Source organism: Brucella ciceri (assembly GCF_041930145.1).
GTDB classification, from domain to species: domain Bacteria; phylum Pseudomonadota; class Alphaproteobacteria; order Rhizobiales; family Rhizobiaceae; genus Brucella; species Brucella intermedia.
In genome coordinates this window covers 472,206-494,169 of the sequence record NZ_JBHEEV010000003.1, presented here as the reverse complement: position 1 = coordinate 494,169, position 21,964 = coordinate 472,206, and the positions used below count along the sequence as shown (strand labels likewise).

Genomic DNA, 21,964 nt, shown 5'->3' with positions numbered 1-21,964 from the left:
TTGCTTGGCCACCGGGGCATTACTCCGGCAGCTAAGCCAAATTGTGGCGTATTGTCAAACCTTGCGCACAGCCGACTGCGCAGCCGCAAGACGGGCAATCGGCACCCGGAACGGCGAACAGGACACATAGTCGAGACCTGTCTTTTCGCAGAAGGCAATCGACGCCGGATCGCCGCCATGCTCGCCGCAGATACCGAGCTTGATATTGTTGCGGGTTTTTCGTCCGCGCTCGGCAGCAATTTCGACCAGTTCACCGACGCCTTCCAGATCGAGCGACACGAACGGATCCTGTTCGATCACGCCACGTTGCTGATAGGACGTCAGGAAGGATGAAGCATCGTCGCGCGAAATGCCGAATGTGGTCTGCGTCAAATCGTTGGTGCCGAACGAAAAGAACTCGGCGGTTTCGGCGATTTCGGCTGCGCGCAGGGCGGCACGCGGCAGTTCGATCATCGTGCCGACCATATAGTCGATCTTGATGCCCGCCTCGCTCATGACATCCTGGGCAACAGCATCGATGCGCGCCTTGACGAAATCAAGCTCGGCTTTCAATCCGACCAGCGGCACCATCACTTCCGGCACGACAGGCTCGCCCGTTTTCTTGCCAGCCTCAACGGCTGCTTCAAAAATCGCCCGCGCCTGCATTTCCGCGATTTCAGGGTAGGATACAGCCAGACGGCAGCCGCGATGACCCAGCATCGGGTTAAACTCATGCAGACTGTCGGCGCGTTCGCGAAGCTTTGCGCTATCCACGCCCATCGACCGCGCAACTTCTGCCACTTCCTCATCCGTATGCGGCAGGAACTCGTGCAATGGCGGGTCGAGCAGGCGGATCGTGACAGGCAGGCCCTTCATGATCTCGAAAAGCTCGACAAAGTCCGAACGCTGCATCGGCAGAAGCTTGGCCAGCGCTACGCGCCGCCCTTCTTCATTGTCAGCCAAAATCATCTCACGCATGGCGACGATGCGGCTTCCCTCGAAGAACATGTGCTCGGTGCGGCACAGCCCGATACCCTCCGCGCCGAAGGAACGCGCCGTGCGGGCATCTGCCGGTGTCTCGGCATTGGCGCGAATTTTCATCCGGCGGGTGCGGTCAGCCCATTCCATCAGCTTGCCGAAATCTCCGGAAAGCTCCGGCTGCAACATGGCGACCGCACCTTTGAGAACCTGCCCGGTGCCGCCATCGACGGTAACCACATCGCCCTTCTTGAAGCTCTGGCCCGCCGCAAGCATGACGCCGTTGCGATAATCCACGCGAAGCGACCCGGCACCCGAAACACATGGCTTGCCCATGCCGCGAGCAACAACCGCCGCGTGGCTGGTCATGCCGCCGCGCGTCGTCAGAATGCCTTCCGCCGCATGCATGCCGTGAATGTCTTCCGGGCTGGTTTCGATGCGAACGAGAATGACCTGGCGGCCTTCCGATTTTGCCTGTTCGGCGTCTTCCGACGAGAAGACGATTTCACCCGTCGCGGCCCCCGGCGATGCCGGCAGTCCCTGACCGATCACCTGACGCTCGGCGCGCGGGTCGATGGTCGGGTGCAGAAGCTGGTCGAGCGCTGCCGGATCGACACGCAGAACCGCTTCTTCCTGCGTGATAAGGCCTTCGCCTGCCATTTCCACGGCCATTTTCAACGCAGCCTTTGCGGTGCGCTTGCCCGAGCGGGTCTGGAGCATCCACAATTTGCCGCGCTCGATGGTGAATTCGAGATCCTGCATGTCGCGATAATGCTGTTCCAGCCGATCGGCGACCTTGAGGAATTCGGCAAAGGCTTCTGGCATCACCTTTTCAAGCGATGGCTTGTCGGAACCGGCAGCAATTCGCGCTTCTTCGGTGATATTCTGTGGCGTGCGGATACCGGCCACCACATCTTCACCCTGCGCATTGACGAGGAACTCGCCGTAAAGCTTCTTTTCGCCCGTCGAAGGATTGCGTGTGAACGCAACGCCGGTGGCAGAGGTTTCGCCCATATTGCCGAACACCATGGCCTGCACATTGACCGCCGTGCCCCAAGCCGCCGGAATGTTATGCAGGCGCCGGTAGGTGATGGCGCGCGCATTCATCCAGCTCGAGAAGACGGCGCCGATGGCGCCCCAAAGTTGTTCTCGCGGGTCCTGCGGGAAAGGCTGTCCGAGTTCCTCCTCGACCTTCGCCTTGTAGGAACCGATGACATCCTTCCAGTCTTCTGCCGTCAGGGCCGTATCGACATCGACACCGAGATCGGCCTTCTTGTCTTCGAGAATTTCTTCAAAAAAGCCGTGGTCGACACCCAGCACGACATCGGAATACATCTGGATGAAACGGCGGTAGCTGTCATAGGCAAAGCGCTCATCGCGCGCCTCGCGGGCAATGGCCTGCACGGTCTCGTCGTTAAGACCAAGATTGAGCACTGTATCCATCATGCCCGGCATGGAAGCCCGGGCGCCGGAGCGCACTGACACCAGAAGCGGCTTTTCGGCATCGCCGAAATTGCGCCCCGTCACCTTCGCGATATGGGCAAGCGCCGCCTGAACCTGGTCGTTCAATTCGGATGGATAGGACCGGTCGTGATCGTAATAATAGGTGCAGACTTCGGTCGTAATGGTAAAGCCAGGAGGCACTGGCAGACCAAGGCTGCTCATTTCTGCCAGGTTCGCTCCCTTGCCGCCGAGAAGATTACGGTCGCTTGCCGCGCCTTCTGCCTTGCCGTCGCCGAACGTGTACACCCACTTCGCCATCATGGCCTCCTTGATGCAGGATCGGCTCATAAACGGCTTGCAACAATTGCAAGCACTCCCAGAACCTGCTTCCCGTTGCTTATGCGATCCGTAAGGCTACTGCCAACCAAAAAAGATGAGCCGCGACAATAGAATCGATTTGAGGCGGACTTAGCCAGTAGAAGAACACAACGGATTGGCATTACTGATCACGTGCACTGGGACCAAGGCAATGCAAATCAAAGCTAAAACGCTCAATGTAACGAAGATTGAAAGGAGCAATCCCGTTCACCGAGTGATCCGAAAATGCTTGCAGGCAGCAAAAAACGGCACCTACGAGAGCCATCCATCAAGAAGCCAACTCTTTTCCCACCGGCAAAGATTCTCATCTCACTAGTGCTGGAAAAAAGTAATTGTTAACGGAGTTCAAAATTAGCGTCTATTCATATCAGTAGCTGGAAACAGACGAGCGTTGACCAGATAGTTTATGAAGGGATCTTTGTCAAAACTTTGCAATCGTTTAGTTGATCCCCCTCATTGAATTTTGCATCTTGTACCGACACGCAAATCGTTCGTCCGAATTTCAAACTGACAGGTGCACCCCGTGCTAATGAAAGACCGTATCGATCACCTGCCCCACGTCAAGCAGCACGAGTTGCAGCGTGTTTTAGAGATTCTTTTTGAGGAGTTCGACGACGCACTCAAAGAAGGTTCAGCTGAGTTTAAAAAACGCGGTCGGATTCTGAAAATTATTCTGTTCGGATCATATGCACGCGGCACACAGGTTGACGAACCGCACACTGGCAAAGGCTACCGTTCAGATTTCGATCTGTTGATTATCGTCAACAACCGAAAATTGGCCGATTTCGAAGCATATTGGCATAAAGCGGAGGACCGGTTGATGCGGCTTCGCGATGTACAAACACCTGTGAACTTTATCGTGCACTCGCTCCGGGAGGTAAACACACGAATTAAGGAAGGGCGATATTTCTTTACGGACATCCGTCGGGAAGGCATCGTGCTTTACGAACTCGAGCCCGAACCGCTCGCGCAACCGGGAACTCCCAATCCCGATGATGCCTATCGGGTTGCAAAGGAGTACTTCGATGATCGACTACCGCATGCACAGAGTTTTACGGAAGGTGCAGAGTTCTATCTTGGGAAAGGCAGGTTCAAAGAAGGGGCGTTTTTGCTACACCAAGCGATCGAGCAAGCCTATTCAACTTTTCTGCTGGTCACCACGAATTACTCACCTGCCTCGCACAATCTGAAATTTCTACGTCGACTGTCCGAAGGGCAGCAGAACGAACTTGCCAAAGCCTGGCCCCAGGACCAACAGCGTTACAAAGCCTGGTTCAATATCGTCAACGAAGCTTATGTGAAGGCGCGCTATTCGCCGCATTTTGACATCACTGAGGAAGCGCTGCTCTGGCTCCTGAAGCAGACAAACCTGCTCATCGCCCAAATAGAGCAACTGTGTTCTCAACATCTGGATAAAATGAGAGCAACTTAGGTTTTATATCAAATGGAGAACGACTGACAAAGCTGGTCTCTCGCTTTCTGGAATTTATAATGCCTTGTCCAGAGATCTTGCAACTGTCGACAAACTTAGAAGACTTCCCAACCGTTTTAACAGAAAATCTCGAATGTCGGGGCTCGCTTTCGACTTAACGCGAGAAAATCTGCTCCGGGTTGATGTTGCGTTGCCTGCGTTCTGTCATGACGCATTGGCTTTCTTGGAAGCGAACTAGTTGCTGCAAAATCTTCAACTTGTCCTGAAGCCCCTCAAAGACGGAATGTTGTGCCGGAGGCACGCGACTGATGGTTTCACTGTCGCCGCGCAGGATTGCGTTGCGCCCGAATCTAAGATCAAGGGCGCGGCTGACGCTTGTAAACTCCTGACGAATATGCGGCTCGAGCGAACCGACGAGGACGTCAAGCCGCGCGGTCTTCTTTTGCATCGCAGTTGTGATGCGACGGAGTTCTTCGCCGGCTTCTTCTGACAACCCGGGAATTGCGGTTGCCATCTGCTGACGCTCTGCGGCGATTGCTGTTGTTGCAGCCTTCAGGGCTGAGGCCCAGCCCGATCCCAGCGAGCGGACACTCGCCTGCACATCCGGCACGGCTTCCAATGCTGTCTTTCGCTCGCGGCCAACGGCCAGAAGCCTGTCCCTCAGCCGACCAGAGCCGCGCAGGGCACCATAGGCCGCAGGATCATTGGCAATGGCTGCCGCAATCCGATCACCGGCAATGCCTTTCCGGATCAGTGCCTCGATCGTATCGACGGCACTGGCGGGTTCACGCCAGAGATGAGAGGCCGTTTTGGCAAGTGCTGTTCGGTTATGGCGGTAGTGGGCTGCCGCGGATGCCCTCGCGCGCGCCTCAACGTCAACCGGGGTCGTAAACTCTGTCACGGCGGCAAGCAGCGGCGGTATGTTGCAGGCTTTCGAGCCCTGCCCGATATTGTTAGTCGGCCGGGTCCGGGACGAACCCGGAGAATTTCGATCCAGGGACATCGGGGCTGTCGGATTCTGCATGGGGAATCTTCCGGATTGCCTCTCATGATAAGAAACCCTGCGTTCCCGATCGATTGCCAAACCGAGCGCCGCACCTGCCCGCTCCCGGAGATTTGCCACCTGCTGGCGCTTTTGCGCCAGCCACGCCATCTGGCGTCTTGCTCCTGCCCCTGTGCCAGCGGCAATCCCGCCAAGTAGTTCAATGCCACGCCTGCGGGCAAAGTCCTGGACATGTGCCTGGTAGCCAGCCTCGCCAGCAAAATCCAGCGTCGTGGTTTTGGCGCCCGAGCGCCCGAGGCGCCTGGCCAGTTGCCGGAACAATTCCGGTGTGTGGCTTTCCCGTTCAATGCTTTTGCGGCGGACATCTGTGGCTTCATGCAGCTTCGCCGTCCAGACATTGCGTTCAACCGTGCGTTCCTCAAAGCGCCTTTTGCTCTCCTGTGCATCAGGGACTGCAATTTTTACCTTCACGGTCTCGACGCCATCCTTGCGAAGCGTGACCGTATCTCCTTTTGAAGCTCCCGCCGCCGACAGGGCTGCCGGCAGACTGACACCCCGGAGGCGATGGATCTTCCCGCCCTCAACCTTCAGATCAGCATAGGGCGTATCATTCGTACCCTCATCCCCGGGCCGGAATTTTGTCACCCCGGTTTCGACCAGTTCGCCGGTAATACCCTTCGCATGGTCAACAGGGGCCTTGTCCTCCCGTTCGGGCCTGAAGTCCTCGCGTGCAGCATAAAGATCAGCCCTGTGACGATGACGGGTCATGGACACATAGGTCAGATGCCTGTCCATCATGCCGCTGGCAAGCACAAGGGTCCGGTCGACAGTCGCGCCCTGCGACTTGTGGATGGTCACGGCATAGCCGTGATCGATGTTGCGATAACTGTCCTCACTGAGAACAATCTCGCCGCCGCTGTCGAGCCGGACAGAAAGAAGCGGCGCGCGGAGCGCGTTGCCGGTGGAGACCACCGTGCCGAACATGCCGTTCCTGACATATTGCGGACTGTTTCCTCTTGCACGCGGTTCGAGGAAACGGGCGTTCTCGAGAAAGATAATCCGGTCGCCTGCCGCAAACTCCCGCATGCCCCGCTCTGTCCGGAAGCGGCGCGCGCCATCGAGCGCTCCCTCTTCCCGCATCACCTTGCGCAAGGCTTCATTCAGCCTGTGGACATCCCTGTTGGTGTGCGCCAGCACCAGCAACGCATCACCCCGCAACTGGCCACCACCGTTTGATGCTGCAATCCCCGTCCCGGGCCGCATGTCTCGTCCCGGCTGTGATGGCGTGATCAGTTTCCGCCGTGCATCCGTCCAGTCCCTGACCAGACGCCCGATCAGTGCATCCCGGGTTTCCGCCTCGACCAGATGCCCGCGTCTGGCGTAAATCTCCAGCCCCGCCGCGGTGTCGCCGCGAGCAAAGAGTTTTGAGGCATCGCGTGCCCATTCATCCTGTTGCCGGCGCACACCGGCAAGTTCGGCGGAACCGATCCGCTCCGATATTGCCCGGAAAGCCGCACCGGCCCCGATCGGCTGAAGCTGCATGGCATCACCGACCAGAACAACCTTTGCGCCAGCCTTTTCTACGGCATCCAGCACACGTGCCATTTGCAACGAGGAGACCATGCCTGCCTCGTCAATGACGAGGATGTCACCGCGCATCAGCTGATCGCGCCCGTTATTCCAGGCATGCTCCCACGCAGCAAGCGTTCGTGATCTGATAGCGGAACTCTCCTCCAGCCCCTCGGCAGCCTTGCCGGAAAGTGCCGCGCCCAGGACGCGATGATGTCCGCTCTCCCAGGCAAGGCGCGCAGCTGCAAGCAATGTCGACTTGCCCGTACCGGCAAGACCGACGACAGCAGCGATACCGCTGCCCCCCGTTACATGCTGAATGGCTTCAATCTGCTCAAGATCCAGCCTGAACGGCTTCAGCGGATTGTCCCCTTCGACGAAACGCACTGCGCCTGCGCGTCCTGCGTCCGAAATCCCGAACCCCTTCCTCCCAGACAGGATATCGGCTGAACGCATCATGTTATGTTCGGTGCGCAGGATCTTTCGGGTGGTGAAGATTGCCGGTTCCCTTGTCTCGCCAGTCACCCGGCCATTCACACGACCAGTCATCGAGCCAGTCATCGGGCCGGCCTGCTGCGGGTTGAGGAGCACCAGATCGGGAGAGGCCATCAGTCGTGCACGGATATTGGCAAAGTCTGCCGGATCATCGACATAGCGGTGGATGACCCTTGCGATATCCATCTCGTCAAAGGTGGAGCGCTCATTGCCAAGCTGTCTGAGGAGAGGCTCTGGATCGGCAAGCAGCCGGGCGGTCATTTTGCGCCGGCGCGCCAGATCGGCAGGTGCAAAATACATCTCGACGCCCTTGCGCATCATCGCCGACTTTCCGGGTCCCAGATGCCTCTTGGCAATCCCGTCAAGTCCCTGTTCGGCATGGGAACGACCGTCAAGGCGGATGTCACGGCCAGCAAGTGCCAGATAACGGCTGGCTGTTTGCGCCCAGGCGATCTTCCACGCCTTCATTGTCTCCCTGTTGCCCGCCCAACACGTATAAACAATATCCCCGTTATGGCGATTTGATTTTACCTCACGTAGTGGCTTCCCGTCGGGTCGGCGAACCGGCATATATTTGGGACCAAACCCTTCTTCCGTCAGCGGCCTCAATGCGGTCATCAGGTGGATATGAGGATTGCCGCCCTTATCGTGATAGACCCAGTCAGCGATCATACCCTTCGAAGTCAGATTGTCCCGGATGAACTCCTGAACCAAACCGATATTCTCCACCCGCCTCAGTTCCTCCGGCAGCGCGATGATCAACTCACGGGCGAGTTGTGCATCCACACGCGTCTCAAATGCGTCAACCGCATTCCACAGTGTCTCGCTTGCCGCAGCCACCGTTTTCCCCTCGATAGCGGTCTGCAGCCACGCTGGAATATCTTCCGGCAACGCCAGTTCTTCATGGACCAAATCATCGTCGCCGCCGCGATAGTTAAACAAGGTTCCGGTCTGTTCGTCTCTCATCCGAGTGCGATGGCGATAGGCGGCAGCCGAGATGATGTTGCGTCCCGCTCCCCTGCTGATCATCTGCGCTCGCATGAACATGATTGCCACAACGTTCTCCTGTTCACATTTACAACGCCACCGAGTCGGTTCCACCCGGACAACGTCCGAAGAAAGTCTCATAGGAGAAACGTCACCAACGTTGACCATTGACGCGATTAAACTATAAATATCTTATATAGTCAAACGGTAGCTTTCTTGCCGGAAAGGCCGCCACTTCCGAGCACTACTGATTGAACTTACAAACCATCCAAATACGCAAACATGGCGATATTCATACAGTTACTTCAACCAGAGTTTCTTTATGTATCAACAGACAAGCAGAGAGCACACTCGCAAATCTAATCGCGCGGAATCCAGATTGTACCCCGGTTCAATACCGCTCGCGGAAAACCCAGTTTTGACTAGCAATTGCGGTTCGTGCACAGCTATCAACAGCTAATCAAAGTTTCTTCGAGCTGATGGAACTGGCCGAGACAACAGGCAGCATCAACGCGCGTTGGCTTGCACTATGCCGGCAAAACGCTTTTATAAGCCCTGTCTAGACGGAACCAAAAATTTAGTCTTGCTCCTGCGCCTTGACAAAACGCGCAGCTTTCGGTCAAATTGGAACAAAAAATGAACATTATGGACAAATGCAATGCGTATCACAGGAAAGCTCGACTATCTCGAAATGCCGACTGGAAACGGATCGCTCAATGCGACCAAGAGCTTCTACGCGCGTGTTTTCGATTGGTCTTTTGTCGATTATGGCCCAACCTATTCCGCCTTTTCAGAAGGATTGGACGGCGGTTTTGATGCCGACAGAGAGGCCACCGCGAAGCCTTTGCCCGTCCTGTATGCCGCAAAGCTGGAAGAAACGCTGGCTGCCGTGACGGAAGCGGGTGGAACGATTGTGAAACCCATTTTTGCCTTCCCGGGCGGACGTCGCTTCCATTTCACCGACCCTGCGGGCAACGAACTTGCGGTCTGGAGCGACAAGTAGCCTGCCAAGGAGCGATGTCAGCAAGGTTGACAGGGTTGGTTCCATGACAATGATGAAGCGCGTTCAATACGATTCACACTGACAGAAATTGGTAAAATGCGTTTCATTCTGCCCTCTATCCTACTATCCTTTATTGCAGCCCCCGCCTTTGCTGAAACCAAGCCCCCTTTGAAAGAAGAAGCGCCGCTCAGCCGCTGTGCGGAATTCTTAAAAGGCATGAATATTGTCGAGAAAGGCAAAGGCTTTGCCGTTCGGGATAGCCATGATGGCTGTGTGATCTCAAACGCATTGTTCAGCTCCGGCGATCTGATGAGTTGGGCGTTTGACCGGGTAGAGATTGAAGGCGACCGGCTTCGTGACTTTATGTCCGACACGCCGGATATGGCTTCAAGCCCACCGCAATGGGCGCGTCTGGCCATTGACGGTGTGCGGCTGTCCCTCAAGGTCGATGATAAACTGACCAAGTTCATAAGTTCTGTTCAGCAAACGCCGTCTGACTTTACAGCTTCCTACCGTTTCGATCCGAAAGACGGCTATCTGTACATCCAGAATGCCGAGATGAGCAATGTCAGGCTGGGCAAGGTCGCCATTTCAGGTGAATTCAACCTGCCTACCGAATCATCCATCGCTCAGCTGGCAGCAAATCCGACAGCGACCCTTTCCCGTTTGCACCTGCGTCTTGATAATCAGGGAATATGGGAGAGCCTGATTGTGCCCTCTCTCGCCAACGTGGTCTTCCGCGCTTGGTCAAACGTTGATGCAGATCCAGAAGCAGCAATCGCTCAGTACATCACTGTGGCAAGTGCCGCCGTACAGGCGATGCCCGACAGCCAGATTGATGCAGAATCGAAAAAGGCATTGCTGCGCTTCATCCAGGACATGCCTAATCCGACTGGCTATTTCGCACTTGATTTGAGCTTTGAAACACCTCTTCCAATCGGCCTGAGCGATTTGTCTCCCGAAAAGCTCGCCCCCCGCGCATTGTCAGATGCAAAAATGAGCGTGAGCTACAAGGCACGTTAGAGCATTTGCAGCAAAAGTGCGAAGCGCGGGGAAATCAGTCCACTGGACTGATTCCAGGCCCCGCTTCAACGCACCGGATAATTCGTGAAAACAAAGAGTTACAGCGGTCCCCATGCTCCAATCTTGACTGGAACGGCTGTAATCAGCATCGAAAATGGCCTAGCGGGTTCACTTCAAACTGACCCCGCTCAATTGCTCTTTCTATCGGCCTTTTGAACTCTTTCCGGCGAAAACTGCTTCACCGGCTTTGCGGGGGAAATCTAGAGCATTTCCTGTTTTTCATGAACCATTGGAAATGCTCCATCTGTTTGTTTTATCGCATGTCTTTAACCCGAAACCGGTGCCCACTTTCGGGAGACATGCTTTAGCTCGCTTCGCGCAGGCGTTCCGCCGTCTGCAAATCCACCGAAACGAGCTGGCTCACGCCCTGCTCGCCCATGGTGACACCGAACAGACGGTTCATGCGCGCCATGGTGATCGGGTTATGGGTGATGACCACGAAGCGTGTTTCGGTCGAAGCCGCCATTTCATCCATCAGATTGCAGTAGCGCTCGACATTGTGATCATCGAGCGGCGCGTCCACTTCGTCAAGCACGCAGATCGGTGCCGGATTGGTTAGGAACACCGCAAAGATGAGCGCCATGGCCGTCAGTGCCTGTTCACCGCCGGAAAGCAGCGTCATGGTCTGCGGCTTCTTGCCGGGCGGGCGGGCGAGAATTTCAAGGCCTGCTTCCAGCGGATCGTCGCTTTCGATCAGTTGCAGTTCTGCCGTGCCGCCGCCGAAGAGATGCGTGAACAGGCGCTGGAACTGCACATTCACAACGTCAAATGCAGCCAGCAGGCGCTCACGTCCCTCACGATTGAGGCTCTGGATTGCCTGGCGCAGTTTCTTGATCGCCTCAATGACGTCTTCCCGCTCGGAGACGATGGTATCGAGACGTCCGGATAGTTCCTGCTGCTCTTCATCAGCGCGCAGATTGACCGCGCCAAGCCGCTCGCGCTCGATCTTCAACCGCTCGAGCTGACGTTCCAGCTGATCGGGATCAGGCAAGGCTTCGTCCGGCTTCAAGCCTGTCTGGCGAATAGCCTCATGCGGAGGACAGTTCAAGGCTTCCGCGATGCGGGCTTCCGCATCCTTGCGCCGCTCTTCCGCCGCCGCAAGCCGTTCTTCGGCACGCGCACGCTGTTCGCGGCTCGCCGCCAGCTGCTGGATGGCAAGGGTAGCCGTCTTGTCGAGTTCCGCCTGCGCGGCTTCCGCCTCGGCCAGAATGTCGCCCGCCTGCTTGCGAAGGGCATCAGCCTGCGAGAGCTCGTTCAAAAGCGCCCGGCGACGGCTCTCGATCTCGTCAGGCGCTTCCGCAAGTGCCTCGGCTTCATCCGCCGTTTCCGCCCGACGATCATTCAATGCCTCTATATGGCGGCCGGCATTCTCCGCGCGGGATTTCCAGTTGCGGCGCTCCAGCGCAATCATTTCCAGCCGCCGCTTGCGGGCATCGGCCTCGCGACGCAGCCCTTCATAGGCAGCACGCGCCTCAGCCAGCGCCGCGCGATCCGCCATGACCTCGCTGCTCAATGCGGCGAGCCGTTCGCCAATCGCATCGATATCCGGCATTTCGCCAAGTCGATCTTCGGCTTCCGCGACGCGCATTTGCGCTTCTTCGAGATTTTCAGTGAGATGCGCCTTGCTGTCTTCCAGACCCGCACGGCGTGTCGCAAGCTGACCTGCGGCGCGTTCGGCGGTAGCCAGGGCTTCGCGCGCTTCATCGAGTTTGCGCTGGTTTGCGCGCCATTGATCGCGGGCGACACGCTCCTGCTCAATGGCCTCGCGAAGACCCGCCTCGGTGCGCTGCACGTCCAGTTCGGCCTGCTCGGCACGCTTGCGGGCTGCAACCGCTTCCTGTTCGAGTTCCGCCAGCCGGTTTTTTTGCGCCAGCCGCTGGGCCGCCGGTGTCGGCGCATCAGCGCTCGCCGTATAACCGTCCCAACGCCAGAGTGCACCCGCCTTGCTCACCAGCCGCTGGCCCGGTTTCAACAAGGCTTGCAGGCGCTTGCCATCACTATCCGAAACAACGCCAACCTGTGCCAGCCTGCGGCGCAATTGCTGCGGCCCTTCCACCAGTCGATCAAGCGGCGTCACGCCCTCCGGCAAAGCAGGATCGGCATTGGCGGCAGGATTGTAAGCCCAATAGACCGGCGCATGTTCATCGCTGGCCGCATCGAGATCTTCGCCAAGTGCTGCGCCGAGTGCGACTTCATAACCCTTCTCAACGCGTAGTTCTTCCACCACTGGCGGGAACTGCCCCTTTTCACCGGCATTCAGAATGCGGGCCAGCGTCTGCGCTTCCGTTTCGATACGGTTCAGTTCAGTGCGGGCTTCGCTCAAAGGCTGGCGGCTGGCGGCTTCCGCCTCACGTGCGTTAGCGACAAGCTCTTCCGCGCTGGCGACCATTTCTTCCGCCGTGGCCAGCGCTTCCGCGCAACGGTCGACCACGATGCGCTTTTCCGCCGGATCGAACAAGCCGCCGATCTGCTCCGCAACCGAAGCTATGTCGCGCTCGATCGCCTCCATCTGAACGGCCAGGCGGTCGCGACGGTCACGGGTTTCCTTCAGGGCCCGCTCGATCTGCACACGTTCCGCAGCCGCTTCTGCACGCTCAGCCGTCACACGGGACAATGCATTCTCGCTGTCCTGCAAGCGAATTTCCGCTTCCTGGAACAACGCGTGCAATTCCTGATCGCGTTCGCCGGATTCCTCGGCAGAAGCGATCAGTTCCTGCTCCTCCTCATCGAGCCGCGCCAGAATATCGGCGTTCTCGCGCATCATTTCTTCTTCGCGCGCTATATCGGCGGAAAGCTGTTCGAGGCGCTTTATCAACTCTGCCCGGCGAGCACGAAGACGCTCGCCTTCCTCGTCCAGCTGGGTCCGGGCAATGGAGAGGCGCTGCAACGCAGCCGCGGCCCTGGCCTCAGCCTCACGCAGTTCGGGCAGCTTGTGCGCGCCGACTGCCTGTGCCTTTGCAGCGTTCATCTGCGCCTGCGCCATGTCGCCAACGGCGGAGGTCGCCTGCGCCAGTGCGCTTTGCGCCTCGCCTTCCTGCATCTTTGCCTGTGACCAGCGCAGATGCAGGAGTGCGGCTTCTGCCCGGCGGATATCTGCGGACAGGGCCTTGAAGCGATTTGCCTGACGGGCCTGCCGCTTCAGGCTTTCGATCTGGCTGCCCAGTTCGCCCACCACGTCATCCAGACGCTCCAGATTGGTTTCGGCGGCACGAAGGCGCAGTTCGGCCTCATGGCGGCGCGTATGAAGTCCTGAAATGCCAGCGGCTTCTTCGAGAAGCGCGCGACGGGCCTGCGGCTTTGCCTGAATCAGTTCACCGATACGCCCCTGCCCGACCATCGACGGCGAACGAGCACCTGTCGACTGATCCGCGAAGAGAAGCTGCACATCCTTGGCGCGCGCTTCCTTGCCGTTGATGCGGTAAACCGAGCCGGATTCGCGTTCGATGCGGCGGGAAACCTGCAACTCATCCGCATCATTATAGCTTGCCGGCGCGCTGCGGTCCGAATTGTCGAGGAAGAGCGTGACCTCCGCCGTATTGCGCGCGGGCCGCGTGGCGGAGCCTGAGAAGATCACATCGTCCATGCCGGAAGCGCGCATGTTCTTGTATGAGTTTTCGCCCATCACCCAGCGCAGCGCTTCGACCAGATTGGATTTGCCGCAACCGTTCGGACCGACAACACCGGTCAGCCCGCCTTCGATGACAAACTCCATGGGCTCGACGAAGGATTTGAAGCCGACAAGACGAAGCTTGGAGAAGCGCATCAGCAAACGCCTCCCGCTATCGTCCCAGAAACGCAAAAAGCGGGCGCAAGGGAGCGCCCGCTTTTCGATCTGAAAAACGGATCAGAGAAGCTTGTCGATGATTGCCGACATTTCGTCAACCGAAAGCGCTCCAGCGTATTTTTGTCCGTTAATGAAGAACGTCGGCGTTGCATTCACACCGAAATCCTTCGATCCACGCTCCATCGTGGCTCTCACATCATCGAGAAGTTGCTGGTTCGTCAAGCAAGCCTTGAACGACTCCTGTGTAAAACCGGCAAGTTTTGCAATTTGCAGGAGAGCGGCTTCCCCGTCTTCGGCAGTCGCCCATTGCTGCTGCTGCTTGAAGAAAACGTCGACCATCGGGAAGTACCGGTCTTCAGGTGCGCAGCGCGCCAGCATGAAAGCGGCAGTCGCGCGCGGATCGAACGGGAACTCACGGAAGATGAGCCGTGCCTTGCCCGTATCAATATATTTTTCCTTGATTTTCGGGAAGGTGTTGATGGTGAAATCGGCGCAATGCGGGCAGGTCAGCGATGCATATTCAACGATGGTGACCGGTGCGTCCGCCTTGCCGTAGACCATGTCCTTGAGCTTGCCGGGTTCGGCAATCCTGGCTGCATCGACTGTGCCTTCCGGACTACGCTGCTGCGCATTCGCGCCACCGGCAAAAGCCAGACCGGCAGCCGCCGCTCCGGCAAGAGAAATAACGTGTCTGCGATTAAACGCTGCAGGCATCCGAATCATCCAGTCCTGTTTCAATAGTTGACTTCGACATACAATCTAAAGCGGCAAGTCGCACTTCGCTAGACCCGCAGCGTTCACATGAAAGTCAGCACCTTGCATTTTTTGTCTTCATATTTGCGACAATCAACCTGGGGCGCCTCTTACAAACTGCTGAAAGCTTGCATCAAATTTATGGCGGCCAGCAGAATTCAATTGCCCTTGCCGTCCTTTCGGCCAGTGGTCCGCTTCTCTGCGAGAATGTTCTTGCCGAGACGGGCAAGCGCTGCGCGAAGCGCATCGTCTTCAATAGCGTCCGTCGCCTTGTCGATACGGCGCTCATCCGCAGGCCCGAGCGGCGCCAGACGCTTCACCCGTCGCTTGGCCGGAATAAGCGGCGGTTTCTGCTCGATGCGGATGCGCCCGACCGCGGAGAAGCCGAGAAACCCGTTGATACGGCTGATGATTTCTCCTGTCTCGTGCTGGACCTGAAGAGCGGCGAACCCTTCACAAGCAATAATCAGCGTTGCAGGAGAAAACGGGTCGTCCTCATGGAGACGGCGTGGCCAGATAATGCGCAGTGGGCGCGAGGTTGCGCCGATGGCGGGACCGACGATGTCTTCCCACGACTGAAGCAAGGCGAGATTGATACCGGCGCGTTTCTGCAGCATCGGATCGACCAGACCCGAAGCCATATCTGCCAGCGGCCGGAAGCCGCGTCTGGATGTTTGTTCGCTCATCGCGCTCCATTATAACCGCGAAACCACTCCACGAACAAAGGAATACCCTGATCGAGCGTGGTTTTCGGACTAAAGCCAAGGTCGCGGGCGGCAAGCGTGATGTCGGCATAGGTGCGTGGCACATCGGCGGCCGGCATGGGTTCGAGCTTGCGGATCGCTTCCTTGCCCGTTGCTTTCTCGATCGCGGCGATGAAATCGTTGAGCATCACGGGCCGGTTGTTGCCCAGATTATAGACGGGTGCCGTATCTCCCGGCTTGTCGACTATGCGTCGCACCGCGCCTACCACCCCGCTGACGATATCTTCCACGAAGGTAAAATCCCGCTGCATCTCGCCATTGTTGAACACGCGGATCGGCTCGCCCTTGAGGATCGCCGAAGTGAACAGCCACGGCGCCATGTCGGGACGCCCATAGGGGCCGTAAACGGTGAAGAAGCGCAAACCGGCAGAGTGGAGCTTATGCACGTGACGATAGGAGTAAGCCAGCAATTCGCCAGAGCGCTTTGTTGCGGCATAGATCGATACAGGATGATCGACGGGATCGCTCTCGGAAAACGGCACTTTTTCGTTTGCGCCATAGACCGACGACGAACTGGCATAGACCACAGGCGGCCGCTTCTCCAGTCGCAGCGCGGTTTCGAAAACCGTGATCTGTCCCTGAACATTGGCCGAGATATAGGCCGAGGGGTTCTCAATGGAATAGCGTACCCCTGCCTGTGCAGCCAGATGCACGATGACATCCGCATCACGGTCGGAGCCGATTGCAGCGGTGAGTGCCGCGGCGTCGGAAATATCCGCCTTCGCAAACCGGAACCCGTCCCGCAGGTGAAGCTTCGAAAGCCGCGTTTCCTTCAACGCAACCGGATAATAATCGTTTACATTGTCAATGCCGACGACCTGCCAGCCCTCGTCCAGCAGTCGCTGCGCGGTATGGAAACCGATAAACCCGGCAGCGCCCGTTACAATCGCTTTCATGCAGTTGATTTCTTTCCCAAAACATATGAGGTGAGCCCGGCGCGCCGTGCCGCCATGATGCGCCTTGATGCAGCCGCGTTGAGCGCCGCGAGGAAGAACATGGTCGAGGATATCGTCACTTCGTGCAACAACGGATTGTGCAGCATGCCGTAGCTGCCGCACACAAGGGCAAAGTAGATCAAGGCTCGCCGCATTGCCCAGCTATCGGCTGTTCGCCACAAATAGACGAAGATGGAGATAAACGCACAGACCATGAAGATGAGACCGACAATACCGTCATTCAGCAACTCGTCGAGCACCGTATTATGCACATGGCGGAAGCCGTCAAGCATCGACGCCTTGTCGCCTGCCTCGGCCCTCACATAGTCCATCTTTGAATAGGAACCGACACCTGCGAGAGGATGGGCGGCGATAACATTCGACGCACTCCTCCACATGACCTCGCGAATATCCGCCGAAACCTTGTCCTCCCAGTTAGCGGCGTGTCCGGTATCGTAATATTCGATCATTCCGGCGAAACGTTTGGAAATGATGCTGCCAACAGGGCCCACCACGACGAGAGCGGCTATTGCTGCAAACAGTATCGCATAGGCAGTTCCCTGCTGCCGGAAACGCTTCAGGAAGATGACAGTTTCCACGGCTGCGAATATCGGCAAGACCACGATGACTGCCCGGGTTTCGGACGTCAGAACCGCAGCGAACCCCAATACCAGCCACTGCGGACCGTTCGGCAAATATCGCGAAGCCTTACGCAAAGGAATGGCGGCGGAAATCGCCGCTACCCCGGCTACGAATGCAAAGACAGCCTGATTACCGCCGACACCTATGCGCCCCCCGTCGGTCACGGAAAGATAGAGCGCGATAATCAGGGCAAGCAGCGTCCCAACACGCGCGCCAAGGACATAGGCCCGGAGCGGGTCCCGGACAAGCACCATTCCCGAACCGGCAAAAGCAAAAATCGCGATCAGCAGCGTGTAGCCGATCTGGCGGTTGTCGTTGAAAGGCTCCCCCCGAAACAGGATCAGGCCCAACGACCAGACAGCATATAAGATTATAAACAAATAGAATTTTCGGGCGAACATGCGCGTAGTCGCATGACGTCCGCAGGCGAGGTAAATACCGATGCAAGAAAATACGAAAAGTACCAGTGGTCCGAGCCCTACGCGAACGGGCATGGCCGCCGATGCGACTGCAAGTACCCCAGAATCTATCCGACGCCGCAGGAGAAAAGACTTCTTAAAAAAACTCAAACTCTGTCCTCTCTTAAGCTCTTCCTGTCAAAAGAGTAAGCGATTCGTCTGACATAGTCTGTCGCTCGAAACAGAAGGGTGCTTATCCTTTTGTATGCCGGCAGACGCTTTTTGGCGTAAGCCGAGCGCCCCTGAGCGATAGTAGAAGTGGCCATGTCCGAAAATTCGACGACCGGCTTGTCGGTTGTAAAAATCTGATAAGCACCAGCCCATCCTCTTTCCAGTGCGACATCATAAGGAAGCCGCATCGGGCGAAGCGCCTTGAGCAATTTCGAGGCGCCTTCACGGGTAACGACATAAGCCGCGGAACTTCCCAGCGGTCCATGCAAGCAGCGACCAATTGAAAACTGGCTATCAATACGCTGGAAAGACTGGAAAGCAGCGGTTCGGTGATTGACAAGCTTCACTGCGTCCCAGCCTGCCGCCTTCGCCAAATGTGTTAGAAAGGGTTTGAACGCAGGTGTAAAAACGATGTCATCTTCTACAATCACGGCAAAAGGCTCCGGCGCACCGGCTATGATTTCCAATGCTCGTATGTGACTGAAGTAACAGCCAATTTCTGCCGGTATTGCGATTTTACCGTGCCAGCGACGGAACGCTGCCTCATCGAAATCCGTCAGTTCCTCCAATGACAGCAGCTTTCCCTCGACGGCTTCCACGCGCCGGAGTACGATTGAAAGAGCATCGGCGTTGGACTTCAACCTGTCCCAGCGATCCCGGGACCGCGCAAGATTGACGACATAGACAGGTACTGACTGGTTCACTTATTCTCTTTCCAAGGAAGCTTGCCTGGAGACCCCGGCAGATTTCTATGCTTAAGCCTTTCATATGCACAGCATTGTTTCTATGAAGTGTAAAATTAAGGCATTAGAGCGGCTCTCGTGAAGCGGAACAGCGCATCCGTTCTATCTCTTTGCTTTCAGGCATTACCCCACGCAAAACCGCTTCGCACTTTTGCTGGAAATGCTCTAATCAGAATAATGCCCAATTGTTAACCGATGCCGTTCTCATGCTGACTTCCACCACTTCCAATCAAAGCACCAAGCTTCTGCACTGGTATGACCGGCACCACCGCGTCTTGCCGTGGCGCATCAGCCCATCCGAACAGGCATCCGGCATCAGGCCAGATCCCTATCGCGTGTGGCTGTCCGAGATCATGCTTCAGCAGACAACAGTCGAGGCGGTCAAGTCCTACTTTGTAAAGTTCACCGAACGCTGGCCCACGGTTCAGGCAATGGCGCGGGCGAGTGAAGACGATATTCTGCGAGCATGGGCCGGACTTGGATACTACTCGCGTGCACGAAACCTGAAAAAATGCGCCGACGCTGTGGTCCGGCAGCATGACGGCAAGTTTCCGGACAGCGCCGCAGCACTGAAGGAACTGCCGGGCATCGGCGACTATACTTCCGCAGCCATCGCTGCAATCGCCTTTGGTGAAGCGGTCGCCGTTGTGGACGGCAATGTGGAACGCGTGATTTCACGGCTTTACACAATCGACACGCCCCTGCCCGCAGCAAAACCGGAAATCCGCGCGCTCATGGGGCAATTGACTCTCATCGACAGGCCGGGAGATTTTGCGCAGGCGGTGATGGATCTGGGCGCAACCATATGCACGCCGCGGCGTCCAGCTTGTGCCATCTGTCCGCTCAATGACGATTGCATGGCGCTCAAATCCCGCGACCCGGAAAAGTTTCCGGTAAAGGCGCCCAAAGCGGAAAAGCCAATTCGCACAGGCGCGGCATTCATTGCCATTGCCGAAGATGGTTCGGTTTTTCTGCGCAAGCGAAGGGATGAGGGACTGCTCGCCGGGATGACCGAAGTTCCGGGCAGCCGATGGACGGCTCGCATTGATGGCGATACGACCATCGATGCGGCTCCGTTCCCCGCGCGATGGACAGCTTCCGGTTCGATTACGCATGTTTTCACCCATTTCGAACTGCGGCTCTCCGTCTATCGTTCGGAAAATGTCAGCAAGGCTGCATCCAGCGACGGCTGGTGGTCCCGCCCGACCGAGCTTTCAGACGAGGCATTACCAACAGTCATGAAAAAGGCGATCACCGCTGCCATACCAGAAGCTTTCAAAGGGAAGAGGAAAAACCGTTGAGCAGTCCCGTCAAGCACATCGTCTTCGACATCGGCAGGGTTCTTATCCATTACGATCCCGAACTCGCCTATCTCGATATTATTCCCGATGCGTCGGAACGGCGTTGGTTCCTGGAGAATATCTGCACCGGCGCATGGAATATCGAACAGGATCGCGGGAGAACCTGGCATGAGGCTGAGGCGTTGCTGATCGATGCATACCCAGAGAAAAGCGACCACATCCGTGCATTCCGGCAAAACTGGAACCGCATGGTGCCGCACGCTTATGAGGACAGTGTCGAAATTCTGCGGGGTCTCATCGGGAACGGCCACGACGTCACCATGCTGACGAATTTTGCGTCCGATACTTTCCGGGAAGCGCAGGGGCGGTTTCCATTTCTGACTGAAAGCCGGGGTGTCACCGTGTCGGGCGACATCCGCATGCTGAAACCTGACCGGGAAATCTACGATCATCACGTTGCGTCATTCGATCTCGACCCGGCAGCTACGCTTTTCATCGATGACACGATGCACAATGTGGAAGGTGCCAGGCATGCTGGCTGGCAGGCCGTGCATTTTACCGGTGCGAACAAGCTGGCTGCTGACTTGAAAGCACTGGGTCTCGCTTTCTGACCCGGAATTCCCGGTCAGACGAAAACAGCGAAGACGCCCGAAGCCTATGCTTCGGGCGTCTCACTATCAGACTATGCTGGAGGCCGTCCGATAAGAATAAAAGCGCGGGGCAGGCAGTTCAAAACGCGTTCTAGAGCGGTTCCTGTTCTGACAGAATCGCCGGAACCGCTCTAACTATTTGTTTTATCGCATTATCCAACGCAAAACCGTTTCACACTTTTGCTGAAATGCTCTAAGCGCCTGCAGTCGCCATCTGGTCGCGAATGACCTTGCGCAAGGCGTCAATTGGCTTCAGCGTGCCGTTTTCCTCGTAGTGCCAGAAAGTCCAACCGTTGCAGGCATCAAAGCCCTGGACCTTCGCGCCGATACGATGGATCGAACCGGCTTCGCCATTGGCGGCAAGCGTGCCATCGGCCCGCACAATCGCAGCAAAACGGCGGCGTTCATCGGAAAGCACCGTGCCAGGGCGAAGAAGACCGGCTTCTATAACGCTGGTGAACGCCACACGCGGTTCGGCCCGCTTGCCGGTCATCACGGTGAGTTCGGCCTTGCCGAGCGGTTCAACGGCATCAATGCGCGCCGTCGCCGCGTCGATATAGCTTTGTTCGCGCTCGATGCCGACGAAATGGCGTCCAAGACGCTTTGCAACGGCGCCGGTCGTGCCGGAACCGAAGAACGGATCGAGAATGACGTCGCCGGGCTTGCTAGACGCCATCATGATGCGGGCAAGCAGCGCTTCCGGCTTCTGGGTCGGGTGAACCTTGTCGCCGTTTTCGTCCTTGAGGCGTTCCGAGCCGGTGCAGATCGGAAACAGCCAGTCCGAGCGCATCTGCACATCGTCATTGGCGGCCTTCATCGCTTCATAGTTGAAGGTGTAGCCTTTGCCCTTCTGGTCCCGCGAGGCCCAGATCAGCGTTTCATGGGCGTTCTGGAAGCGACGGCCACGGAAATTCGGCATCGGATTCGTCTTGCGCCAGATGATGTCGTTCAGGAGCCAGAAGCCCAGGTCCTGCAACTGCGAGCCGACGCGGAAAATATTGTGGTAGGAACCGATGACCCAAATGGTGCCATTCGGCTTCAGGACGCGGCGGCAAGCCATAAGCCAGGCGCGTGTGAACGCGTCATAGGCCTGGAAGCTTTCGAACTGGTCCCAATGATCGTCAACCGCGCTCACCATCGACTGGTCGGGACGATGCAGATCGCCGCCAAGCTGGAGGTTATATGGCGGATCGGCGAAAATCACGTCCACGGAATGATCCGGCAGGCGTTCCAGAGCAGCGACGCAATCACCTTTGATGATGGAGTCAAGCCAGGCGGTACGCGGAGCCTCGATGGGCAACTCATGCGCAAGACGTACAAGAGACATGGGATACTCGATTACCTGTGGACGCAAAAACTTGTCCTTATGGTTACCGGGCAGGGTAAATATGCAGTTAACGCCAAGTGATTGAA

14 protein-coding genes are annotated in these 21,964 nt (G+C 57.2%); 5 read left to right on the top strand and 9 right to left on the bottom strand.

Annotated elements, in window-relative coordinates:
• Positions 1 to 54: 54 nt before the first annotated feature.
• Positions 55 to 2,718: a pyruvate, phosphate dikinase gene (gene ppdK / locus JNC63_RS08670; protein WP_006473137.1), complete on the bottom strand. Its 2,664-nt coding sequence runs from the start codon at positions 2,716 to 2,718 to the stop codon at positions 55 to 57.
• 589 nt (positions 2,719 to 3,307) lie between these two features.
• Between ppdK and JNC63_RS08665 the strand changes: the two genes are divergently transcribed.
• Positions 3,308 to 4,210 (top strand): nucleotidyltransferase and HEPN domain-containing protein, encoded by a 903-nt coding sequence (locus JNC63_RS08665; protein ID WP_006473138.1) that lies wholly within the window; start codon positions 3,308 to 3,310, stop codon positions 4,208 to 4,210.
• A gap of 154 nt (positions 4,211 to 4,364) precedes the next feature.
• Here the strand turns inward: JNC63_RS08665 and traA are convergent, their stop codons facing one another.
• Complete coding sequence (gene traA / locus JNC63_RS08660) at positions 4,365 to 8,333, bottom strand: Ti-type conjugative transfer relaxase TraA (protein ID WP_346484112.1); 3,969 nt, start codon at positions 8,331 to 8,333, stop codon at positions 4,365 to 4,367.
• Between the two features lie 589 nt (positions 8,334 to 8,922).
• On the opposite strand from traA, the gene JNC63_RS08655 reads away from it, so the two are divergent.
• Both JNC63_RS08655 and JNC63_RS08650 read left to right on the top strand, forming a co-directional pair.
• On the top strand, positions 8,923 to 9,267 hold the full coding sequence (locus tag JNC63_RS08655) for a VOC family protein (protein ID WP_022567775.1): 345 nt from the start codon (positions 8,923 to 8,925) through the stop codon (positions 9,265 to 9,267).
• A 96-nt stretch (positions 9,268 to 9,363) separates the two neighbouring features.
• On the top strand, positions 9,364 to 10,290 hold the full coding sequence (locus JNC63_RS08650) for a hypothetical protein (protein ID WP_006473394.1): 927 nt from the start codon (positions 9,364 to 9,366) through the stop codon (positions 10,288 to 10,290).
• 364 nt (positions 10,291 to 10,654) lie between these two features.
• Here JNC63_RS08650 and smc read toward each other — a convergent pair whose 3' ends face one another.
• The 6 genes from smc to JNC63_RS08620 form a co-directional block, all read right to left on the bottom strand.
• Positions 10,655 to 14,113: a chromosome segregation protein SMC gene (gene smc, locus JNC63_RS08645; protein ID WP_006473220.1), complete on the bottom strand. Its 3,459-nt coding sequence runs from the start codon at positions 14,111 to 14,113 to the stop codon at positions 10,655 to 10,657.
• An 81-nt stretch (positions 14,114 to 14,194) separates the two neighbouring features.
• Positions 14,195 to 14,848: a DsbA family protein gene (locus JNC63_RS08640; RefSeq protein WP_006473221.1), complete on the bottom strand. Its 654-nt coding sequence runs from the start codon at positions 14,846 to 14,848 to the stop codon at positions 14,195 to 14,197.
• Between the two features lie 197 nt (positions 14,849 to 15,045).
• Positions 15,046 to 15,573: a DUF721 domain-containing protein gene (locus tag JNC63_RS08635; protein WP_006473222.1), complete on the bottom strand. Its 528-nt coding sequence runs from the start codon at positions 15,571 to 15,573 to the stop codon at positions 15,046 to 15,048.
• Positions 15,570 to 16,547 (bottom strand): SDR family NAD(P)-dependent oxidoreductase, encoded by a 978-nt coding sequence (locus tag JNC63_RS08630; RefSeq protein ID WP_075042464.1) that lies wholly within the window; start codon positions 16,545 to 16,547, stop codon positions 15,570 to 15,572. Before JNC63_RS08630 ends, JNC63_RS08635 begins: the two co-directional genes overlap by 4 nt.
• Positions 16,544 to 17,608 carry an O-antigen ligase family protein gene (locus JNC63_RS08625; RefSeq protein WP_235817986.1) on the bottom strand — a complete coding sequence of 355 codons (1,065 nt, stop codon included), beginning with the start codon at positions 17,606 to 17,608 and terminating at the stop codon, positions 16,544 to 16,546. The genes JNC63_RS08630 and JNC63_RS08625 overlap by 4 nt, the downstream gene beginning before the upstream one ends.
• A 185-nt stretch (positions 17,609 to 17,793) precedes the next feature.
• On the bottom strand, positions 17,794 to 18,561 hold the full coding sequence (locus tag JNC63_RS08620; RefSeq protein WP_374846225.1) for a glycosyltransferase family 25 protein: 768 nt from the start codon (positions 18,559 to 18,561) through the stop codon (positions 17,794 to 17,796).
• Positions 18,562 to 18,806: 245 nt separating this feature from the next.
• On the opposite strand from JNC63_RS08620, the gene mutY reads away from it, so the two are divergent.
• Together mutY and JNC63_RS08610 are read left to right on the top strand one after the other, a co-directional pair.
• Positions 18,807 to 19,901, top strand: a complete 1,095-nt coding sequence (mutY, locus tag JNC63_RS08615) for an A/G-specific adenine glycosylase (protein ID WP_036564727.1) — start codon at positions 18,807 to 18,809, stop codon at positions 19,899 to 19,901.
• Positions 19,898 to 20,512 (top strand): HAD family hydrolase, encoded by a 615-nt coding sequence (locus JNC63_RS08610; RefSeq protein ID WP_006470703.1) that lies wholly within the window; start codon positions 19,898 to 19,900, stop codon positions 20,510 to 20,512. The genes mutY and JNC63_RS08610 overlap by 4 nt, the downstream gene beginning before the upstream one ends.
• Before the next feature lie 232 nt (positions 20,513 to 20,744).
• Here the strand turns inward: JNC63_RS08610 and JNC63_RS08605 are convergent, their stop codons facing one another.
• Positions 20,745 to 21,878 carry a site-specific DNA-methyltransferase gene (locus JNC63_RS08605; RefSeq protein ID WP_006470702.1) on the bottom strand — a complete coding sequence of 378 codons (1,134 nt, stop codon included), beginning with the start codon at positions 21,876 to 21,878 and terminating at the stop codon, positions 20,745 to 20,747.
• Positions 21,879 to 21,964: the final 86 nt, after the last annotated feature.

Bases quoted from the DNA above. Each gene is read 5' to 3' on its own strand.
- JNC63_RS08640 (WP_006473221.1), bottom strand. From the start codon at position 14,848: ATGCCTGCAGCGTTTAATCGCAGACACGTTATTTCTCTTGCCGGAGCG.
- JNC63_RS08605 (WP_006470702.1), bottom strand. From the start codon at position 21,878: ATGTCTCTTGTACGTCTTGCGCATGAGTTGCCCATCGAGGCTCCGCGT.
- JNC63_RS08650 (WP_006473394.1), top strand. From the start codon at position 9,364: ATGCGTTTCATTCTGCCCTCTATCCTACTATCCTTTATTGCAGCCCCC.
- JNC63_RS08630 (WP_075042464.1), bottom strand. From the start codon at position 16,547: ATGAAAGCGATTGTAACGGGCGCTGCCGGGTTTATCGGTTTCCATACC.
- mutY (WP_036564727.1), top strand. From the start codon at position 18,807: ATGCTGACTTCCACCACTTCCAATCAAAGCACCAAGCTTCTGCACTGG.
- JNC63_RS08635 (WP_006473222.1), bottom strand. From the start codon at position 15,573: ATGAGCGAACAAACATCCAGACGCGGCTTCCGGCCGCTGGCAGATATG.
- JNC63_RS08665 (WP_006473138.1), top strand. From the start codon at position 3,308: ATGAAAGACCGTATCGATCACCTGCCCCACGTCAAGCAGCACGAGTTG.
- ppdK (WP_006473137.1), bottom strand. From the start codon at position 2,718: ATGGCGAAGTGGGTGTACACGTTCGGCGACGGCAAGGCAGAAGGCGCG.
- smc (WP_006473220.1), bottom strand. From the start codon at position 14,113: ATGCGCTTCTCCAAGCTTCGTCTTGTCGGCTTCAAATCCTTCGTCGAG.
- JNC63_RS08655 (WP_022567775.1), top strand. From the start codon at position 8,923: ATGCGTATCACAGGAAAGCTCGACTATCTCGAAATGCCGACTGGAAAC.